The organism is Paenibacillus luteus (assembly GCF_006542765.1).
In the GTDB taxonomy this organism is placed as follows: Bacteria; Bacillota; Bacilli; order Paenibacillales; family Paenibacillaceae; genus Pristimantibacillus; species Pristimantibacillus luteus.
In genome coordinates this window covers 41,893-58,919 of record NZ_SKCD01000021.1, presented here as the reverse complement: position 1 = coordinate 58,919, position 17,027 = coordinate 41,893, and the positions used below count along the sequence as shown (strand labels likewise).

The window sequence follows — 17,027 nt, the reverse complement described above, 5'->3', positions numbered from 1 at the left end:
CATTCAGGGATTTGTTGATTTATCGATATGCGTAAATCTGCTTATTTCGGAATCGTTCCTTCAACGCCTTTGACAAACCAGTCCATAACTAAAATATCGTCGAGCGTCAGCGTTTTACCTTCTTCGACCTTCACTGCTCCCGAAGCATCCGTGATTGGTCCAGTAAAGACATTCAGCTCTCCGTTAATGAGTTTGGCTTTCGTGTCTGTGACAAGCGTTTTTACATCCTCAGGCACGCTGGGCCCAATCGGTGCGATATCAACCATTCCATCGGCGAGTGAACCCGAATATTGCTCGCTTTTCCAAGTACCATCGATGATGTCCTGAACGGTCTTCGTGTAATACGGACCCCAGTTCCAAATCGGGTTCGTCAAGTAGGCTTCTGGAGCAAAACGCGTCATATCCGAGTCATTGCCTCCAGCCATTGCGCCCCGTTCGGCTGCCGCTTGTAGAGTGGCTGGGGAGTCTTGATATGCCAGCAGCACATCCGCTCCTTTATCAAGCAAGCTGACCGCCGCTTGCCGCTCGGTTGTCGGATCATACCAGGTATTGGTCCATACGACGCTTACTTTGGCATCCGGATTTACGCTTTGCACGCCAAGCGCAAAGGCATTGATGTTATAGATAACCTCCGGTATAGGAAACGCTCCGACATAACCGATCACGTTTTTCTTCGTTACTTTCCCTGCTGCAATGCCGCTTAAATAGCTGGCATCATAGTTTTTCCCGAAAAACGTGCCCATATTGTCATTCGTTTTGTACCCGGCGGTATGAAGAAACTTTACGTCAGGAAATTTTTTGGCCACATTTAACGTGTAATCCATATAACCGAAGCTTGTTGTAAAGATGACGTCGTGGTTTTGCGCAAGCTCCGTAATGATTCGTTCGGCATCTGCGCTCTCCGGTACGTTTTCGACCGTATCCGCTTTAATCCCCAGCTTCTCCTCCATGTACAATCGGCCCTTGTCATGCTCAAATGTCCAGCCGCCGTCTCCTGGAGGACCGATATAAACAAATGCGACGCGCGGAAGTTTTGCGGGCTCATCTGTCGCGGTGCCTTCAGTGGCTGCCTCCGTCGGCTTTGTGGTTGCGCCACCGTTAGCATTCTTGTTTGCGTTGTTGCCAGAACAACCGCTAAGGACCAATACGAGCGATAAAAGAAGTGCTGCACCTGTGAACATTGCCTTTTTGTAAGGTTTCATACTGTTCCTCCCCGACTCTCTATTTTTCAAGAGATAGCAGATGACTATACTAGTTGCAAATGAGCCGCCATACTCCTGTCGCAAAATGCTTACGTCCGCCTTTTAAGATTAGCTTTCGTAGCTTTTACTAGTTTTGGTGGAAACCAATCACTTACTTTCAATATATATCTACGTTAACTTTACGTCAATATATATAACATTAATTTTCAACAAATAAACATAATACCTATTAAAACAAAATTCCATAGCAAAAACCGTTTTTTTTAATGTTATATATATTTACATATAATCAAAATTAATATTGAATTCGCCCTTTTGAATAGTGATTTTTCGCTGCTTCCATCTCTGATACCGTATCAACGTCCATTAAACAAGCCTTATCGCTTACGGTCAGACCTTCTCCTTTGAACACCGATGATTGAAACAGTTTCCGGGCACCAACATCCCCCTCTAATTCCATTAAAGCTGCAAACATAGAACGAGCTATAACCGCAGGCGGCATCAAAACAGGAGTTCCTTCACTTAATTCTCCGGATGTCGTCGCAACGAAGTCCAGCTCTGGCTGGCTTCGCCAATAAAGAATAAGCTCCTCGATCCTTTCGGCTGAAATAAACGGCTGATCTGCTAAAGCAATGCAAACAGCTTCAACAGTCGGATCTTCCTCCAATAGCACGCCAAGCCCATATTTGATGGAATGCGCCATCCCCTTGGACGCCTCCCTGCACGGAGCTATGCTGACTACAGGGCTCCCCTCTGCAAACGAATGGCTAGCGCTAAGTTTCTCTCGCTTAGGCAGCCAAGATAGCGGGTCTTCTGGATGTACAACGACAACCACATGTGATACAGAACTGAATTTGAGAGCTTGGAGAGCAAGGCTAGCAAGCGGCTTATTTGTCGCCAGCTCTAGCGATTGCTTGCGAACTCCCATGCGCCTGCTTTGCCCTGCCGCCAAATAAAGGGCCGAAATCGACATCCCTCCCCCACTCCTTCCTAGAGCGCTGCTTAATCCCAACTCTAATGGCAATGAGTTCAGCAGCAACGCTAACCGCGATTTCTGCGGGACCATCTGCACCAATAGACAGACCTATGGGTGCTCTTACATTCGATGGAATTAAAAAGGTTTCGAACAATAGCCGAATCCGTTTCTTCGAGCCCATGACACCGATGTACACCAGCTTCAGCGGCAAAGCAAGTCGAATCATTTCCCTATCCTGCTGAAGCTGATGGCTGCATACGATTAAATAATCCTCCGGGCGAAAGCCAACCTCCTCCATAATCTCCTCAGGCGTACCTACGATACACTCTGCATCCGGATAGCGCTCCTTTGTGCATATTGCTGCCCGCCAATCCGCAATAATGATATGGAATCCGATTGATTTCACCAAGGCGCATAAAGCATCCGCATCCTTACCCGCTCCAAACAAAACAAGCCGGGGCCTTGGACTGATGTCCATGGACATCATCTTTAATCCCTCATCATGCCTTTCGGTATACGCTATTGCATCTTCATCGCCTGTACCTTCAGATAGCGTATAATTGATATCGAGGTCATTCCAGCTTCGAGTAAGTTTAACTGAATGGCCTTCGTCGTTTTTCTCTTTCACTTTCAGCAAAACCGCTCGCAAACGTTCATCCACCGGCTCAAGCAGCAGGCGAATTTCCCCTCCGCAGCCGATCGCTTCGCCCCAGACTATATCTTCATCCTGATTCATGTTGTAGTCGATGCATACAATGCGGCCTGTAGCCCATATCTCCTCGGCACGCTCCATAAGATCATGCTCCAGACAGCCCGGGCTAATGGTGCCTACTTGCTTACCGCCGAGCATGAAGAGCATCGTTGCCCCTGCCTTCCGATAAGAATGGCCCTCCACACAAATGATAGTGGCAAGTACTGCTCGCTGATCCTGCTTCTTCACCGCAGTTAATACCTCATGCATATCCATCCGATTTCCCTCCCTAAGCATCTACCCTTGCAAAGGTTTCGATTAGCCGTTTGAACGAACTTTATTCCTATAGCCGCTCAATTAGCTTTCTTAGCGAGCGGTCCGCTTCCTTCAGTACGATCTTTTTGTCAACCGTCCTAACAAGTTTGTTCTCCATGACCAGCTGTCCGTCGATAAGGACCGTATCCACATCGCCTCTAGTCGCGGCATATACAACTCGGGAATACCAGTCCGCATCAAAAGATGGGTACACGTGGAAGTCCTCCAAATCCAGCAGCTGCAAATCCGCAAGTTTGCCTGCCTCGATGCTGCCGATCTCCTTTTCTAATCCGAGCACTTTCGCGCCTCCCATCGTCGCCATTCGCAAAACCGTCCTTGCGTTCATCACTGTGGGACCATGCTTCACCTTCTGCATGTAAGCCGTTAATCTCATTTCCTGAAACATATCCAGGTTGTTATTGCAGGGTGCGCCATCTGCTCCAATTCCGACATCAATTCCTTGTTCAAGCAATAGCGGGATCTCTGCCACACCGGATGACAGCTTCATATTAGAGCCGGGACAATGCGTAACTTTTACTCCCCGCTCGCGAATGATCCGTTTCTCCTCATCATCCAGCCAAATGCTATGAGCTAAAATCAAATTCGGCTTTGCGAGGCCAATGTGATCCAGGTAGATGACATTCCGCATGCCGCGCTCCGCTTCCACCATCGCGATTTCGCCTGCATTTTCGGAAGCATGGGTGTGTACCATTACACCGTACTTCGCTGACAAGTCACGAACACCGACAAGCAACTCTTCTGTACAAGAAACAACAAATCGCGGACAGAACGCATATTGAATTCTCCCATTTTCTGCGCCATGCCACTTCTCCAGCAAATCCACGCTGTCCTGCAGCGATTTTTGTGTATTCTCTTGCAGAGCTAGAGGTACCTCAGTGCCATGGTCCATCATCACCTTGCCTGAGAGTGCCCGAATGCCGCTTTCCTTAATGGCTTGAAAAGCCGATTCCGTATAATGCACGGTTTCCATATCCAATATCGTCGTTGTTCCGCTGCGGATCAGCTCGCCAATTCCTAACATAGCCGAATAATAAACGGAATCCTCGCTGTGTGCGGCTTCGAGCGGCCAAATTTTTTCTTTCAGCCATTCAATAAGCGACAGATCATCAGCTCTGCCACGGAACAGCGTCTGACAAAGATGAATATGTGTCTGCACGAAACCTGGAAGCAGCACTTTGCCACCAGCGTCAATTACCCGGTCTGCATCCATCGCCTCAAGCCCTTCACCTAACTGCATAATCCGATTTCCTTTTATTAAAACAACTCCAGTAAAAATGTCATCCTGCGCATTCATCGTCATGACAACTGCGTTGCGAATTAATAACGTAGACATCTAACTTCCCCCTCATGACGAACTCGCAAGTTGCTCATATAATTATTGTAATTTTCAGACTTTTTAGAGTGGACAAACAACTTCTTTATCGCTGCTTAAAAGGTAGCATTACAAACGCCCACCTTTACGCTATGGTCAACTATAAAAATGCAAACAGAAAGTAAATAAGACGTTTCACTTTCATAATGTAAGATTATATAACATCATAATGCAGAATTCACCGTTAAGCAATACATTTCATGAAATAATTATACGCACATCTTTCGAATTTCGTTCGAACATAACATATACTTTACGCAAGAATTCAAAAAGGCACCGATTCAAGATCGGTGCCTTTCATTTTATAGTTTTTTTATGCTTAATTTTTGAGAATTGCGAACCGATGTCAAGAAATCGGGGATCAAATGCTCAAAAATGAATCTTCTCGCAAACATGGCATCGTTCCGCTTCGTTATTTTTTTGCGAATCACAATAACCAGCTCATACTCCGGAACAATTAGCAAATATTGTCCGCCATGTCCAAATGCAAAATAACAGTCGCATTGGCCGTTATAGCTCTCAGGCGAGTACCACCAATGGTAGCCATACCCTCCGTAGATCGGGGGCTCATATTGTAAAAGTCCTTTGTGATGCAGCGCTGTAGACTCATCCACCCATGCTGCCGACACGAGCTGATTATTCCCGAAACGACCTTTTTGGGCATAGAGACTGCCGATTCGTGCCAGATCTCTTTCGGAGAGAAATAGCCCCGTTCCCCCTTCATTAACACCCGCTCTTTCCATCCAGCGAGCACTTTGGAAGCCAAGCGGTTCAAACAAATGCTCCTTTGCGAAAGAAAGCGCAGACATGCCTGCCGCTTCCGTTAGAATCGCCGATAGTAAATGCGATCCTCCCGAATTATAGGCAAAAGCAGCTCCCGGTGCGGAAATAAGCGGCTGGTCAAAAACGTATGCTACCGGATCTGGCGCTGCTTTGAACGTTTTGTAAGGCTTATCAAAATCTGGCCATTCAAATCCCGGTGTCATCGTAAGCAAATGCTTGATCGTAATCTGGCTGAGCGCCTTTGAGATTTCTTTCGGATGCTTAAGATAGGTTGTGATCGGCTGCTCCACATCCGCAAGAACACCTTTATCAACCGCAATTCCGATAAGAACGGACAAAATGCTCTTCGTACAGGAATATAAAGGACCGATCGAATCTTTGCCGCCTGCGTACCATTCACCGAGTAGGCGCTCGCCCTGCAATACGATAACCGTGTTTATTTTCCATTCTGAAAGTTGCTTGTTATAGGAATCCAGATCCATTGGTTTCATATCCGGTGACGACCTTTCTATGATGCGTTTCTTTGCTGCTGTTCAGCTTGATTCAGCTTTGGCAATCCGATGGACACAAGGACAACAAACACCGATAAAACGGCCACCCAAACAAAGATCGTATGTAAGCTTGCAGAAAGAACCGATGCCTCAATCGTATCCGCACTGCCGGTATGGAGCAGCAGGCCGAATATCGTAATTCCAATCGTTTGCCCTAAGGTACGAATGAAATTATTGCTGGCTACGGCGGAGCCCCGAAGCTCCCAGCCTACCGAAGAAGATACGGCAACCGTCAAGGACGTCAGTGACAAACCAAATGACAACCCGGCCATAAAGGTGTAGACGATGAATAATACAATAGATGTGGAAGCTGTCATGAAAGCAAAACCGATACTGCTGGCTAGCAAGAAGCAAGAACCCATCACGCCGATAAACCGCAATCCTTTTTTGGAGATCCAATTGCCTGCCAAAATCGAACCGAGCGGCCATGCGACAGAAAGCGGAATCATGGCAAGGCCGGAATAAGTGGCTGGTTTGTCGTAGACGCCTTGAATCCAGAGCGGTAAATAAAAAATAATGACTACGTTAATGACACAGAGCAAAAAACTGTCCAAATTCGCCATGCTTATGATCCGAATGCGAAACAGTTGAAAGGGAATGATTGGCTCGGGTGACCGAACTTCGATACGAGCAAAAATAATAAAAAACAATACAGCAATACCGAACAGCAAGCCCATCAGCCCGAAAGAGCCGGATTCGTCCGTATTTTCACGCAGCAGCGTCATGGCATATAGGAAGCTGAACATGGCGATCGTAAAGGTAACAATTCCAGGATAGTCGATATGTCTTTTCTTCTTCTCGATCGTCTCCCGCAAGGAAGTCGATAATAAATAGATGGCAACGATGCCGAAAGGCAAATTCATGTAAAAAATCGCTCTCCAAGATATGTAATCGACAAGCAGGCCGCCCATTAAAGGACCAGATATTCCTGCAATTCCCCAAATACTCGACATCCAACCTTGGACTTTAGCCCGTTGCTCAAAGGGATACAAATCCCCGATAATAGTATAAGGAATCGTGGTTAACGCTCCGGCCCCCAAGCCCTGCAAAGCCCGAAACCATATGAGCTGATTCATCGACTGGGCCACGCCGGACAGCATGGAACCAGCAAGAAAGATCAAAGCTCCAATAATGAACATTTTTTTCCGTCCGTACAAATCGGACAGCTTGCCATACACAGGAGTTGTAATAACCGTTGCAAGCAAATAGATTGAAATAATCCAGCTGTATTGTTGAATGCCTTGCAGTTCCCCAGTTATGCTTGGCATTGCCGTGCTGACAATCGTTCCTTCAATCGCTGCTAGAAACGTAGCTACGAACAAGGCAATGGTTACTTTTTTGCGAGTCTGATTAGCGTTCATTGTCCATCCTTTCGGTGTCTCCGTATAGGAAAATAGAATAATAAAGATGATTATCTCTTCTATTATGATCGCTGTATACATGAAATATCAACGTATTTATTGAATTAAGACGTTTGCAATAAATTTTGCTGTTTCCACTGAAAGCACTCGCGTGTACAGATCCGGAGAATATATGGCGATTTTTCTTTTTCATTCAGCTTCCAAAATCCGATATCGCCAAACAGTTGGCATAATACTTGTTCAGCCGCTTTGCAAGCTGCTTGTTCTTCTGCCAGCAGGGTCATGCATATTGTAAAACATAGCGATTCAAACCGCCGTAACTCTTCAACCTTTTTCTGGAAATCCAACATGTGAATAGTCGCCCCTTCATGCCACTTGAAACCTATTCTCTATTGTATCTGCTCGTTAAGCCCAATTAGTTACGAAATGGTTAAATTTGAATCATTCTTCACCAACCCACGTATGAATGGTATTCAAGTGAATTCGGATGTGTTAACCTATATAAAGCCCATGATCATCATCATGTATGATATGGAAGATAAGGATGTTGTTTAATGTATGATTTATTATTAAGTATAATAGAAGAAATCGGTTATTTTGCTTTGTTCCTCGTCCTGTGTCTTGGCTTAATCGGCCTGCCCATTCCCAATGAAGCCGTAGTAATGACAGGTGGCGCATTAGCGGAATCGGGCGTATTATCGCCTATACCTGCCTTTATGATGACCTTTCTGGGCATTTGCTCCGCAATGACTTTCGGATACAGCATCGGAAGATTTGCAGGAAGCAAGCTGACGGTCTGGTTCAGCAGCAAAAAGAATATTAGCAAATTTGTCGACAAATCCGAGCAGCTAAGCGAACGGTACGGCGGCTACGCCATTAGCCTTAGCCTTTGCCTCCCCTTTTTGAGGCATGTAACCCCTTATGTGATGGGGATGAACCGGATGGCTTACAAACGATTCGCCATATTCGCTTATCCTTCTGCACTTATCTGGACGCTGATTTACTTTTTCATCGGCTCTGTTGTCGGGGATCAAGTTCAGGATCTTTCCAATCACATTTACCAATATGGAACATGGATCATCTATGTGTTAGCTGCAATTGTTGTCCTCTTTGTTGCCTACAAATATTTAAAAGGCAAACAAACGAAAGACCAGGTTGACCGTCCGATGTAGTCCTCTGTATTCAATAAAGGAATCAGCATAACGATGCTGGTTCCTTTATTTAAATATAAGACTTTTTAGGTTTCACGCGATAAAATATTCTTCTATTTTTACGAGAAACGGATACCCTCCTCTTAAAGAGGACGGAGAAGCCGTTTCTTCTTGAAAAATAGGAAAGTATATCATTTCGCTACTCCTTCTCTACATTTCTCGGAATGAAACGCGCTGCGCCGCCAAAGGATGGCGACAGCCGTTTCACCTTGGTTTAATTTGTTGTCTAAAATGGCGAAAACCAGAGAAAACGATTGATATCTCTTCATGTAAGCGCTTAAACAAAGTTTTAATATTGATCGTGGATCGCATAATTATTGTATAATTACGCCTAGTGTGCATCGGCCCCGACTTTTCTGAGAGTGGAAAGTCAATTTAACCATCGGATCGGGAGCGAACCTGCTCCTCCGATAAAAAAAATCAAGGAGGCTTCTTTGTTTTGCTCGAAAAACTGAAAAAATCATGGTTTTATAATGTTCGGGGCGATGTACTTGCAGGGATAACGGTTGCCTTAGCCCTTATTCCCGAATCCATCTCTTTCTCGCTGATGGTTGGCGTTGGTCCAATGGTCGGCCTGTACGCTTCGTTCTGCATGGCTGTCATGATATCCATCGTCGGCGGGAGGCCCGGCATGATTTCTGCTGCCACGGGCGCAATGGCCCTTCTCATGGTTTCCCTTGTCAAGGATCATGGCATAGAGTATTTGTTCGCCGCGACGATTCTGGCTGGAATTCTACAGTATATCATGGGTGTTCTGAAGCTCGGTCAGCTGATTCAATTCGTACCGCAATCCGTCATGCTCGGCTTTGTCAATGCGCTTGGCATTCTTATTTTCACGACACAGCTCGTTCATTTCGTTGGCGCTACCTGGATCATGTACGCTCTTGTCGCTTTAACTCTTGTCATTATTTATACGCTGCCTAAGTTTACAAAGGTAATCCCTTCCCCCTTAGCAGCGATTATTATTGTTTCCATCATTGCCGTTGCCATTGGCGCTGATCTCAAAACCGTAGGCGACAGAGGCATTATCGAAAGCACACTGCCGATTTTTCATATCCCGGATGTACTTTTTTCACTTAAGACATTATGGATCATTTTACCGTACTCCTTCTCTCTATCTATTGTCGGGATACTAGAATCACTGTTAACCGCTTCGGTTCTTGATGAGATGACGGATACGACCAGCAACAAAAACAAAGAAGTCCGTGGGCAAGGCATAGCCAATATGGCAACAGGCTTCTTCGGTGGAATGGCTGGCTGCGCATTAATTGGCCAATCGGTCATTAATGTCAAATCTGGCGGCCGTTCGAGACTCTCTACACTTGTGGCTGGGTCCTTCCTGCTCTTTCTGATCATGGCCTTAAGTGATGTAGTCAATAACATTCCAATGGCTGCCCTAGTCGGTGTTATGATCATGGTTTCGATCAGCACCTTTGACTGGAAATCAGTCATTCATATTCATAAGGTTCCTCGCGCTGATGCTTTGATTATGATCGTTACCGTTGTCATCGTGCTCATTACGCATGATCTATCGAAAGGTGTTTTTGCAGGGGTTGTCCTAAGCGCATTTGTATTCGTTGGGAAAATGGCAAAAATTCGCGTCGCTGTCTCATCTGACAAAGCCAAGAGCCGCACCTACAAAATCGCTGGACAGCTCTTTTTTGGAACGACAAGCCGCTTTGTTTCCCTGTTTGATTACCAAAGCGACCCCATTCAAGTTACACTAGACTTCAGCGGATCCCATGTATGGGATCAATCAGCCGTTACGGCTATCGCCAAAGTAAAAAGCAAATATGAGCAGCAAGGCAAACAAGTATCATTTATCGGACTTAATGATGAAAGCAAGCTGATTATCCGCAAGCTTGGATTAACATCATCCAACGGTCATTAAACAAATAAGGCCATGCGAGCCTCTTTCTAAAGAGAGAGCCCGCATGGCCTTATGTATGTTCATTTATTCTGCTTTTTCAAGCTTAGCCTTTGCCGTATCGACGAAAAAATCGAACAGTTCGTCGTCCTCCTCAAGCAAATCCTCTAGAGCCAGCAATTCTTCTTCCTTGCCGGATTCATGCAGGAAAAACAAGCCGTAGCCCCATTCTTTACCTTTCTTGCTGTGCAAAGCAATCTCATACTCATTGGCATGCCCATCCACTCCGAAATGTACCTTGCCTACGTAGCCGTCTTCTTTGGCATACGTCATCGATGCTTCCAATACTTGAACGTTAATCACTGTTGTTCTTCCTTCCTGTTGGTTGTTACGGTGTGAGCTGATTCACTTGATTCAGCAGCTCATTAATTTTGTTAATCGTATCCGGGATACCCGTCGAATCGAAAGCGGCTCTTCCTTGTTCTATATTCGTCAGAGCCTGATCCAGACCCTTCTGAAGCGTCGCATTATATTCGGATATCGATTCATGAATGTTTTGGGCATATTCCGGAACTTGAAGCCCTTCATATTGAACAACTTGCTCCTTTAATGCAAGCAGCTTCTCTTTCAGATTTACTCTGGCATCCAAATCAGTGACGGCCTGCTCAGCAAGTGAATTCATTTCTTGTCCGAAGTCCGTTAACGATTGTAAGTAATCCGTTGTCTCCGATGCAAAATTTACCGTTTGCCCTACTTCATTCATAATACCACAGCCAGAAGTCAGAAGCATTACAGAGAGCAGTAGTATGGTTACGCTACGCTTGATCATCCGATCACTCCTTATTTTTACTCAAGTCTTCTAGATGAACGCCTATCCATCTTCATGCATACAGTAGTATACGAAAACAGTTCGCACTGGTTTCGTGTATCTCATAGGGAGATGATCGGGATGGACATTCAATTATCGGCGCTTCACTGGGTTTATTTAGGTTTTGTCGTTGCCATTATCGGTTTTATGCTGATGCGGCGTGATACCACTTTAATCTGCATCGCAGGCATTTTGGGAATCGGCATTCTTGCAACGACTTCGGCAAGCGGTTCTGTAAGCGGTATTTTCAACAGCTTCATATTTGCAATCAAAGAGCTTATCGGCACGATATTAATCATATCCATTATTGTTGCCATGAGCCGGATACTCATCCGAACGGGTATAAATGAAATTATGATCTCACCGTTTTCTCGATTTCTAAGAACGCCTGCACTCGCTTTTTGGGGAATAGGACTCATAATGATGGTTACATCGTGGTTTTTTTGGCCATCGCCTGCAGTGGCGCTTATCGGAGCCGTCTTGCTTCCTGTAGCCCTGCGTGTTGGGCTGCCAGCGCTCGGAGCTGCTGTTGCCATGAACTTATTTGGCCACGGCATTGCTTTATCCGGCGATTATATCATTCAGGGCGCGCCTAAACTTACGGCTGACGCCGCTGGAATACCTGTAAGCTCTGTTATGCAAGCCAGTATACCTTTAGTCATTGTGATGGGTTTAGTAACGACTGTCGCTGCATATTGGATGATGCGGCGCGACCAGAAACTGGGGACTTGGCGCGATGGTTTGATAGCTACAACGAATGATAAAGAACTAGTGATCGATCCAAATGAGGAAGAGGACCGCACCGCTTTGTCCCTTAACACCAAGCGTCTGCTCGCCATCCTCATTCCGGTATTGTTTGCTTTAGATGTTATAGCCATGTTTATCCTTGATCTTCAAGGTGGGGATGCCACAGCACTGATCGGCGGTACCGCTATTCTCATTATGCTTCTGATTACAATGCTAACTCACAAGGGCAAAGGATTAGAGAAAACGACGAGCTATTTAATTGAGGGATTTTTGTTTGGTTTTAAAGTATTTGGTCCCGTCATTCCTATCGCTGCATTCTTCTATTTGGGAGACTCCGGTTTTTTAGCTATGTTTGGGGAGAAGCTTCCTGAAGCCTCTCATGGCATTGTTAATGACCTTGGCATTGCCCTCGCACATGTCGTGCCTGTGAATGGTTTTGTAGGCTCTATTACTTTAACCGTAGTTGGCGCAATCACTGGTCTAGATGGATCGGGCTTCTCTGGCATCTCCCTAGCAGGTTCGATTGCACAGCTGTTCGGCCATGCTATTGGCTCGGGTGTTGCTACCTTGACTGCCCTTGGTCAGGTCGCTGCCATTTGGGTAGGTGGCGGTACCATTATCCCTTGGGCACTCATACCTGCTGCTGCCATTTGCGGCATTGATCCCTTTGAGCTGGCACGCCGCAATTTGAAGCCTGTCCTTATTGGTCTAACTGTTACAACGATCGTCGCTATGTTTTTGATCTAGTGCGTTTTTGCTTACGGTATAGCAATGCGGCGGCGGAGCTGACAATAATTACACTAAACAGAAGGATCATGTTTCGTACAAATGTTTCCCCTGACTGCTGCTCCCCTTCGCTAGCCTGCGGTGGCAACGAGCCGCTGCCGAGCAGCGAGATCTGTTCCTCCGCCTGATTATGAAGCACCGTTCCGTTGCAAAGATTTACTTCAAGTGATTTTCCTGTTGCAGTTGCGTATACCAGATACCTTTCTCCCATCTTGAATTCATAGCCGCAGCTCTCGCTGCTCCCAGCAGTAAGCACTTCAATACTTGGCGACACATGCCCTTTCCACACTTCATTGACTTGAAAGTTAGCTTTTACCGCCTTAGCTGGAGAGCTTAATAAACTCATGGATGTTGATTTGACAGCAGTTACGGTTCCTTCAAATACAGCATCGCTTTTGGCTTGCGCTTCTTCTAAAGCAATAGTGCCTACACATGAGCAAGCCGAGGCTTTTGTTCCTCCTAAAAGCATGCTGCCGATGATAAGGACCATCGATAGCCCCACGCTGATTAAGCATCTTTTGATCAACATAAAATGGTTCCCCCCGACTTTTTTCTGTAATAGGTATTTTTAGGCCTTTAAGATAAGACGTAATGAAATGGGAAAAAGTTTCAAGTTTGGTAAGAAGAATGCCTGATGTCGTCCTTTCTGTAGACGCCATCGTTTCTGTGAAACGTATAGAGAAAGTATGAGTAAACTCCTATACTCTCCTTTACGTCAAGGTGAAACGGCTGTCGCCGTCCTCTGTAAGAGGAGGGCGACAGCCGTTTCTCGCAGAAATAGAAGGATACTTTATCGCGTGAAACCTATAATCTTAGATTTGAACAAAAAAAGGCTGAATTTAATGCAGCAACCGCCACTTTAAATCCAGCCTTTATTGAATTAAGCTTTTACATTTTGTTTGGAATCTTCGACAAGCTCGACTTTGGAAGGCCAAAATGCATGTTTGCCAAGCAAAGTCGTAATCGCAGGTACAAGGAATGGCCGAACAATAAAGGTATCCATTAAAACACCAATTGCCGTAATGAGACCAAATTGGACAAGCACTTGAATCGGAAGCGACGCTAATACTGCAAAAGTAGCAGCTAAAATTAATCCCGCTGAGGTAATTACACCACCGGTCTCGCTTACACCCTCTTTAATAGCTTGCTTCAAAGGCATTGTTTTGCGCTTATTCCATATGCTCGAGATCATGAAAATATTGTAGTCCTCGCCGAGTGCAATTAAAAATACAAAGGAGTAAAGCGGTATGGCTCCTTGGATGGCCTCTACTCCCATGAACTCATGTAGAATAATCCACCCGAGCCCAAGTGCTGCAGCATAGGACAGTAATACGGTACCAATCAGATACAGCATAGCAGTTACAGACCTTAGGTAGGCTAATAGCAATACCATAATAAGTCCAATGACCAAAGGAATAATGACACGATTGTCTCGATCCGTCAGCACTTTAGAATCATATTGTGTTGCTGTTTGGCCTCCAACCCATACCTTTTGCTCCACATCGGTCAATCCTGCACCAGTTAATGAAGCTTCGGCAGCTGCATGAATCAGCGGAATCGTATCCATGGCTTCTTGCGAATAGGGATTAATATTCAAAATCACGCTATAGGAAATTAAATTTGGATCATCCGTACTTTGCTTTGGCTCTTGAACATGATCGACGAGCGGAACGCCGGCAAGCGCCGCAGCCAGATCCTGTGCAGCACCTTCTGTCTGAACGACAACCGTAATCGGTGCGAGATCGCCAGGCGTGAACGTTCTGGAGATGACTTCAAATCCTTCTCGCGATGGCATATCCTCTGGAAAAGAAGACAGCAAATCGTATGTGTACTTAATCTGGCTAGAGAAACTTGCAAGAATACCCAGCACGAGCACAGATGAAATAACGACTGTCCACGGCTTAGCAATAACTAGACTTCCGATTTTAGAACCCAGTTTCTTCTGCGGGTTAGGCTTGCGATAAGGCTTGCCTTTCTTGGCTGCACGGGATTGCTCCATAAATTCCGTACGCGGAATGAAAGGGAAAAAGGAAGCTCTTCCTATGATCGCAAGCAGTGCAGGGACAAGCGTGAGGCTCGCTATGCCCATAATTAGAATCGACAAGCTGAATGGTACAGCAAATCGATCATAGGCACCATACTTCGCAGCCAGCAAAGCAAGCAAGGATAATACAACCGTGAAACCACTCATCGCAATTGCGCCGGAAGCATCCTTGAACGAGCGTCTTAAAGCTTTCATTTTGTCGCTCTCACGCGTAAGCTCCTGACGGAAATGTGAGATGAAAAACAAGCAATAATCCGTTCCGGCACCAAACAAGAGAACGGTCATGATCGATATTGCTTGTGCATCGACAGTAATCCAGCCCTCTCCAGCCATCCAGCCTAGAAGCGGACTTGTTACGGCATAAGCGAAGCCTACTCCGACAAGCGGAATAATCGCGAGGATTGGCGACCGATAAATCAGCAGTAGCAATACAAGCACGATTAATACGGTGGCGATGAGCAGAGAAACGTCAGCACCCTTGAATAAGCTTGTCGCGTCTACGGAAATGCCTGCGGGACCGCTGATTCGCACGCTAAGTTCAGCAGCATCATTCGTAGCAACGTCAAAAGGCTGTTTACCCGAAGCCTGTTCGATAACAACTTGAATGGCGTCCATGTTTTCTTTTAACACTTCAGTTTCTGTCTGTTCACCGAACGAGATCGGCTGAACAAGCGTCGTTCCATCTTCAGATGCAAAGGCCTTTAAAGCTGGCAGCGGCATTTGATGCAAAGGCACAACCTCTCCTTGTTCTTTTAAAGGAGCTTCAACGATCGTTTGAGTCGTTTTCTGAATAAGTAAATAATCTTCCTCTGTTAACCCTCCCTCACGGTGCCAGACAACAAGTGCCGGGATACCCGATGAGCTTGGGAATTTTTCCTTGATGAGCTGATCCGCCACGACCGATGGGCTATCCGCTTCGAGATTGGGTGCATTGCTCTGTTCCTTTTCACCTACGGCAGGAAGAAATACGCTCAGAAGTGCTGCTATGATGATCCAGGCGACCAACGTAACCCATTTGGTACGCGGCCCTGCAATAATCCCAGCTAATTTTTCGATCATTTGACAAATCCTCCATTTCACATTATCGCTAATATCGTTTAAAATAAAATCATGCTGCTAATTAATTATATATACCCGAAGGTTAATTAATCAATCATTAATTTTGACAATATGATGAATGGAGGGCATGGCAATGAGCGAGGAGCCAGTTAAACGCAAACCAGGCCGTCCCAAAGGTACAGGTTCAATCCAGACGATGCACCAAATATTGAGAACAGCTGCGTATTTATTTATGGAGCATGGTTTTGAAAAGGTATCTTTGGAAGGTGTAGCAAAGGCCTGCGGGATCACCAAAGCAAGCGTATATTACTATTTTAACAACAAGGCTATTCTCTTTACGGAATGTCTCCAGTTTGTATTGAAGATGGCCTATGATCAAACGGCCAAGCTTGTTCATAGCCCAGGTCCCCTTAGGGAGCGAATGCTTGAAGTTGCCATACGTCACATGAATAATGCACATGTTGAGTTTGAAACGATGATGCGGGAGGCGTCCAGCGGCTTGACCGAAGAGCAAGCCGAAAGCATTCGGGCTAGCGAGCATGCGCTGCATGAATTGATAGCCAGCGTATTTCAGCAAGCCATCGATGAAGGCGAGATCGTCGGAAACGATGCCATGCTGCTTGCTCACCTCTTTACGGCTATGCTGACCATAAAAAACCGTAAAGAAATTATAAATAATGAAAAAACAGTGGAACAAGCTGCTGCCGAAATCGTAGAACTATTGTGGACAGGTTTGGAACCGCGCTAGCTCATATTAATTGGAGGTTATTTGATGTTAAAGACTGCTTTAGGCCGATTGCGTTTCATCGGCTTCTATGAAGGGATTTCCTTTCTTGTGCTGCTGCTCATTGCGATGCCGCTCAAGTATTGGGCGGATTTCCCGCACGTTGTAACTGTTGTTGGAGGTTTGCATGGACTCTTATTTGTCCTTTATATGCTTGCCGTTCTTCATGTATGGATTACACACCGCTGGTCGATTCTGAAAGTTGCAGCTGCTTTTATCGCTGCCTTTCTGCCATTTGGCACCTTCGTGCTCGATAAAAAGCTTCTTCGCGGTTAAGATTTTAAGCGACAAACAACGAACCAAACAGGCGATTCCGGCTTACGGATCGCCTGTTCCTTATTTTGTTCACTATTCACTGGCCAATAAGTCGATGGAATTAAAACTAATTT

General features: G+C 45.7%; 16 protein-coding genes. 5 read left to right on the top strand and 11 right to left on the bottom strand.

What is annotated here, in order from left to right; all coding sequences use genetic code 11:
• Positions 1-41: 41 nt before the first annotated feature.
• The 7 genes from E0496_RS16475 to E0496_RS16445 form a co-directional block, all read right to left on the bottom strand.
• Complete coding sequence (locus tag E0496_RS16475; RefSeq protein WP_141502874.1) at positions 42-1,202, bottom strand: BMP family ABC transporter substrate-binding protein; 1,161 nt, start codon at positions 1,200-1,202, stop codon at positions 42-44.
• Between the two features lie 295 nt (positions 1,203-1,497).
• Positions 1,498-2,175 carry a nucleotidyltransferase family protein gene (locus E0496_RS16470; protein ID WP_161601450.1) on the bottom strand — a complete coding sequence of 226 codons (678 nt, stop codon included), beginning with the start codon at positions 2,173-2,175 and terminating at the stop codon, positions 1,498-1,500.
• A complete protein-coding gene (locus E0496_RS16465; protein ID WP_161601449.1) occupies positions 2,090-3,145 on the bottom strand; it encodes an XdhC family protein in 1,056 nt (351 codons plus the stop codon). The genes E0496_RS16470 and E0496_RS16465 overlap by 86 nt, the downstream gene beginning before the upstream one ends.
• 67 nt (positions 3,146-3,212) lie before the next feature.
• Positions 3,213-4,538: a 5'-deoxyadenosine deaminase gene (locus E0496_RS16460; protein WP_141502871.1), complete on the bottom strand. Its 1,326-nt coding sequence runs from the start codon at positions 4,536-4,538 to the stop codon at positions 3,213-3,215.
• Between the two features lie 341 nt (positions 4,539-4,879).
• On the bottom strand, positions 4,880-5,851 hold the full coding sequence (locus E0496_RS16455; protein ID WP_141502870.1) for a serine hydrolase domain-containing protein: 972 nt from the start codon (positions 5,849-5,851) through the stop codon (positions 4,880-4,882).
• A 17-nt stretch (positions 5,852-5,868) separates the two neighbouring features.
• On the bottom strand, positions 5,869-7,272 hold the full coding sequence (locus tag E0496_RS16450) for an MDR family MFS transporter (RefSeq protein WP_141502869.1): 1,404 nt from the start codon (positions 7,270-7,272) through the stop codon (positions 5,869-5,871).
• A 104-nt stretch (positions 7,273-7,376) separates the two neighbouring features.
• Positions 7,377-7,622, bottom strand: coding sequence for a hypothetical protein (locus tag E0496_RS16445; protein ID WP_141502868.1), 246 nt, complete (start codon positions 7,620-7,622; stop codon positions 7,377-7,379).
• Between the two features lie 204 nt (positions 7,623-7,826).
• On the opposite strand from E0496_RS16445, the gene E0496_RS16440 reads away from it, so the two are divergent.
• Together E0496_RS16440 and E0496_RS16435 are read left to right on the top strand one after the other, a co-directional pair.
• A complete protein-coding gene (locus tag E0496_RS16440) occupies positions 7,827-8,444 on the top strand; it encodes a DedA family protein (protein WP_141502867.1) in 618 nt (205 codons plus the stop codon).
• 478 nt (positions 8,445-8,922) lie between these two features.
• Positions 8,923-10,374 (top strand): SulP family inorganic anion transporter, encoded by a 1,452-nt coding sequence (locus E0496_RS16435; protein WP_141502866.1) that lies wholly within the window; start codon positions 8,923-8,925, stop codon positions 10,372-10,374.
• 63 nt (positions 10,375-10,437) lie between these two features.
• Here E0496_RS16435 and E0496_RS16430 read toward each other — a convergent pair whose 3' ends face one another.
• Both E0496_RS16430 and E0496_RS16425 read right to left on the bottom strand, forming a co-directional pair.
• Entirely contained in the window at positions 10,438-10,713 is a 276-nt protein-coding gene (locus E0496_RS16430; protein WP_338325862.1) for a hypothetical protein, read from the bottom strand.
• A gap of 25 nt (positions 10,714-10,738) precedes the next feature.
• Positions 10,739-11,179, bottom strand: a complete 441-nt coding sequence (locus E0496_RS16425; RefSeq protein WP_141502865.1) for a DUF6376 family protein — start codon at positions 11,177-11,179, stop codon at positions 10,739-10,741.
• A gap of 120 nt (positions 11,180-11,299) precedes the next feature.
• On the opposite strand from E0496_RS16425, the gene E0496_RS16420 reads away from it, so the two are divergent.
• A complete protein-coding gene (locus tag E0496_RS16420; protein WP_141502864.1) occupies positions 11,300-12,712 on the top strand; it encodes a hypothetical protein in 1,413 nt (470 codons plus the stop codon).
• Here E0496_RS16420 and E0496_RS16415 read toward each other — a convergent pair.
• Positions 12,696-13,280, bottom strand: a complete 585-nt coding sequence (locus E0496_RS16415) for a hypothetical protein (protein ID WP_141502863.1) — start codon at positions 13,278-13,280, stop codon at positions 12,696-12,698. The genes E0496_RS16420 and E0496_RS16415 overlap by 17 nt on opposite strands.
• Positions 13,281-13,631: 351 nt before the next feature.
• Positions 13,632-15,854 carry an MMPL family transporter gene (locus tag E0496_RS16410; protein WP_141502862.1) on the bottom strand — a complete coding sequence of 741 codons (2,223 nt, stop codon included), beginning with the start codon at positions 15,852-15,854 and terminating at the stop codon, positions 13,632-13,634.
• A 133-nt stretch (positions 15,855-15,987) separates the two neighbouring features.
• On the opposite strand from E0496_RS16410, the gene E0496_RS16405 reads away from it, so the two are divergent.
• Together E0496_RS16405 and E0496_RS16400 are read left to right on the top strand one after the other, a co-directional pair.
• The gene (locus tag E0496_RS16405) at positions 15,988-16,602 is read left to right on the top strand and encodes a TetR/AcrR family transcriptional regulator (RefSeq protein WP_161601448.1); all 615 of its coding nucleotides are present in this window, start codon (positions 15,988-15,990) and stop codon (positions 16,600-16,602) included.
• A 24-nt stretch (positions 16,603-16,626) separates the two neighbouring features.
• Complete coding sequence (locus E0496_RS16400; protein WP_141502860.1) at positions 16,627-16,914, top strand: DUF3817 domain-containing protein; 288 nt, start codon at positions 16,627-16,629, stop codon at positions 16,912-16,914.
• Positions 16,915-17,027 lie beyond the last annotated feature (113 nt).

Coding starts and splice junctions, on each gene's coding strand:
- E0496_RS16410 (WP_141502862.1), bottom strand. CDS start 15,854: ATGATCGAAAAATTAGCTGGGATTATTGCAGGGCCGCGTACCAAATGG.
- E0496_RS16470 (WP_161601450.1), bottom strand. CDS start 2,175: ATGTCGATTTCGGCCCTTTATTTGGCGGCAGGGCAAAGCAGGCGCATG.
- E0496_RS16420 (WP_141502864.1), top strand. CDS start 11,300: ATGGACATTCAATTATCGGCGCTTCACTGGGTTTATTTAGGTTTTGTC.
- E0496_RS16415 (WP_141502863.1), bottom strand. CDS start 13,280: ATGTTGATCAAAAGATGCTTAATCAGCGTGGGGCTATCGATGGTCCTT.
- E0496_RS16475 (WP_141502874.1), bottom strand. CDS start 1,202: ATGAAACCTTACAAAAAGGCAATGTTCACAGGTGCAGCACTTCTTTTA.
- E0496_RS16455 (WP_141502870.1), bottom strand. CDS start 5,851: ATGAAACCAATGGATCTGGATTCCTATAACAAGCAACTTTCAGAATGG.
- E0496_RS16425 (WP_141502865.1), bottom strand. CDS start 11,179: ATGATCAAGCGTAGCGTAACCATACTACTGCTCTCTGTAATGCTTCTG.
- E0496_RS16445 (WP_141502868.1), bottom strand. CDS start 7,622: ATGTTGGATTTCCAGAAAAAGGTTGAAGAGTTACGGCGGTTTGAATCG.
- E0496_RS16440 (WP_141502867.1), top strand. CDS start 7,827: ATGTATGATTTATTATTAAGTATAATAGAAGAAATCGGTTATTTTGCT.
- E0496_RS16450 (WP_141502869.1), bottom strand. CDS start 7,272: ATGAACGCTAATCAGACTCGCAAAAAAGTAACCATTGCCTTGTTCGTA.
- E0496_RS16460 (WP_141502871.1), bottom strand. CDS start 4,538: ATGTCTACGTTATTAATTCGCAACGCAGTTGTCATGACGATGAATGCG.
- E0496_RS16405 (WP_161601448.1), top strand. CDS start 15,988: ATGAGCGAGGAGCCAGTTAAACGCAAACCAGGCCGTCCCAAAGGTACA.
- E0496_RS16465 (WP_161601449.1), bottom strand. CDS start 3,145: ATGGATATGCATGAGGTATTAACTGCGGTGAAGAAGCAGGATCAGCGA.
- E0496_RS16400 (WP_141502860.1), top strand. CDS start 16,627: ATGTTAAAGACTGCTTTAGGCCGATTGCGTTTCATCGGCTTCTATGAA.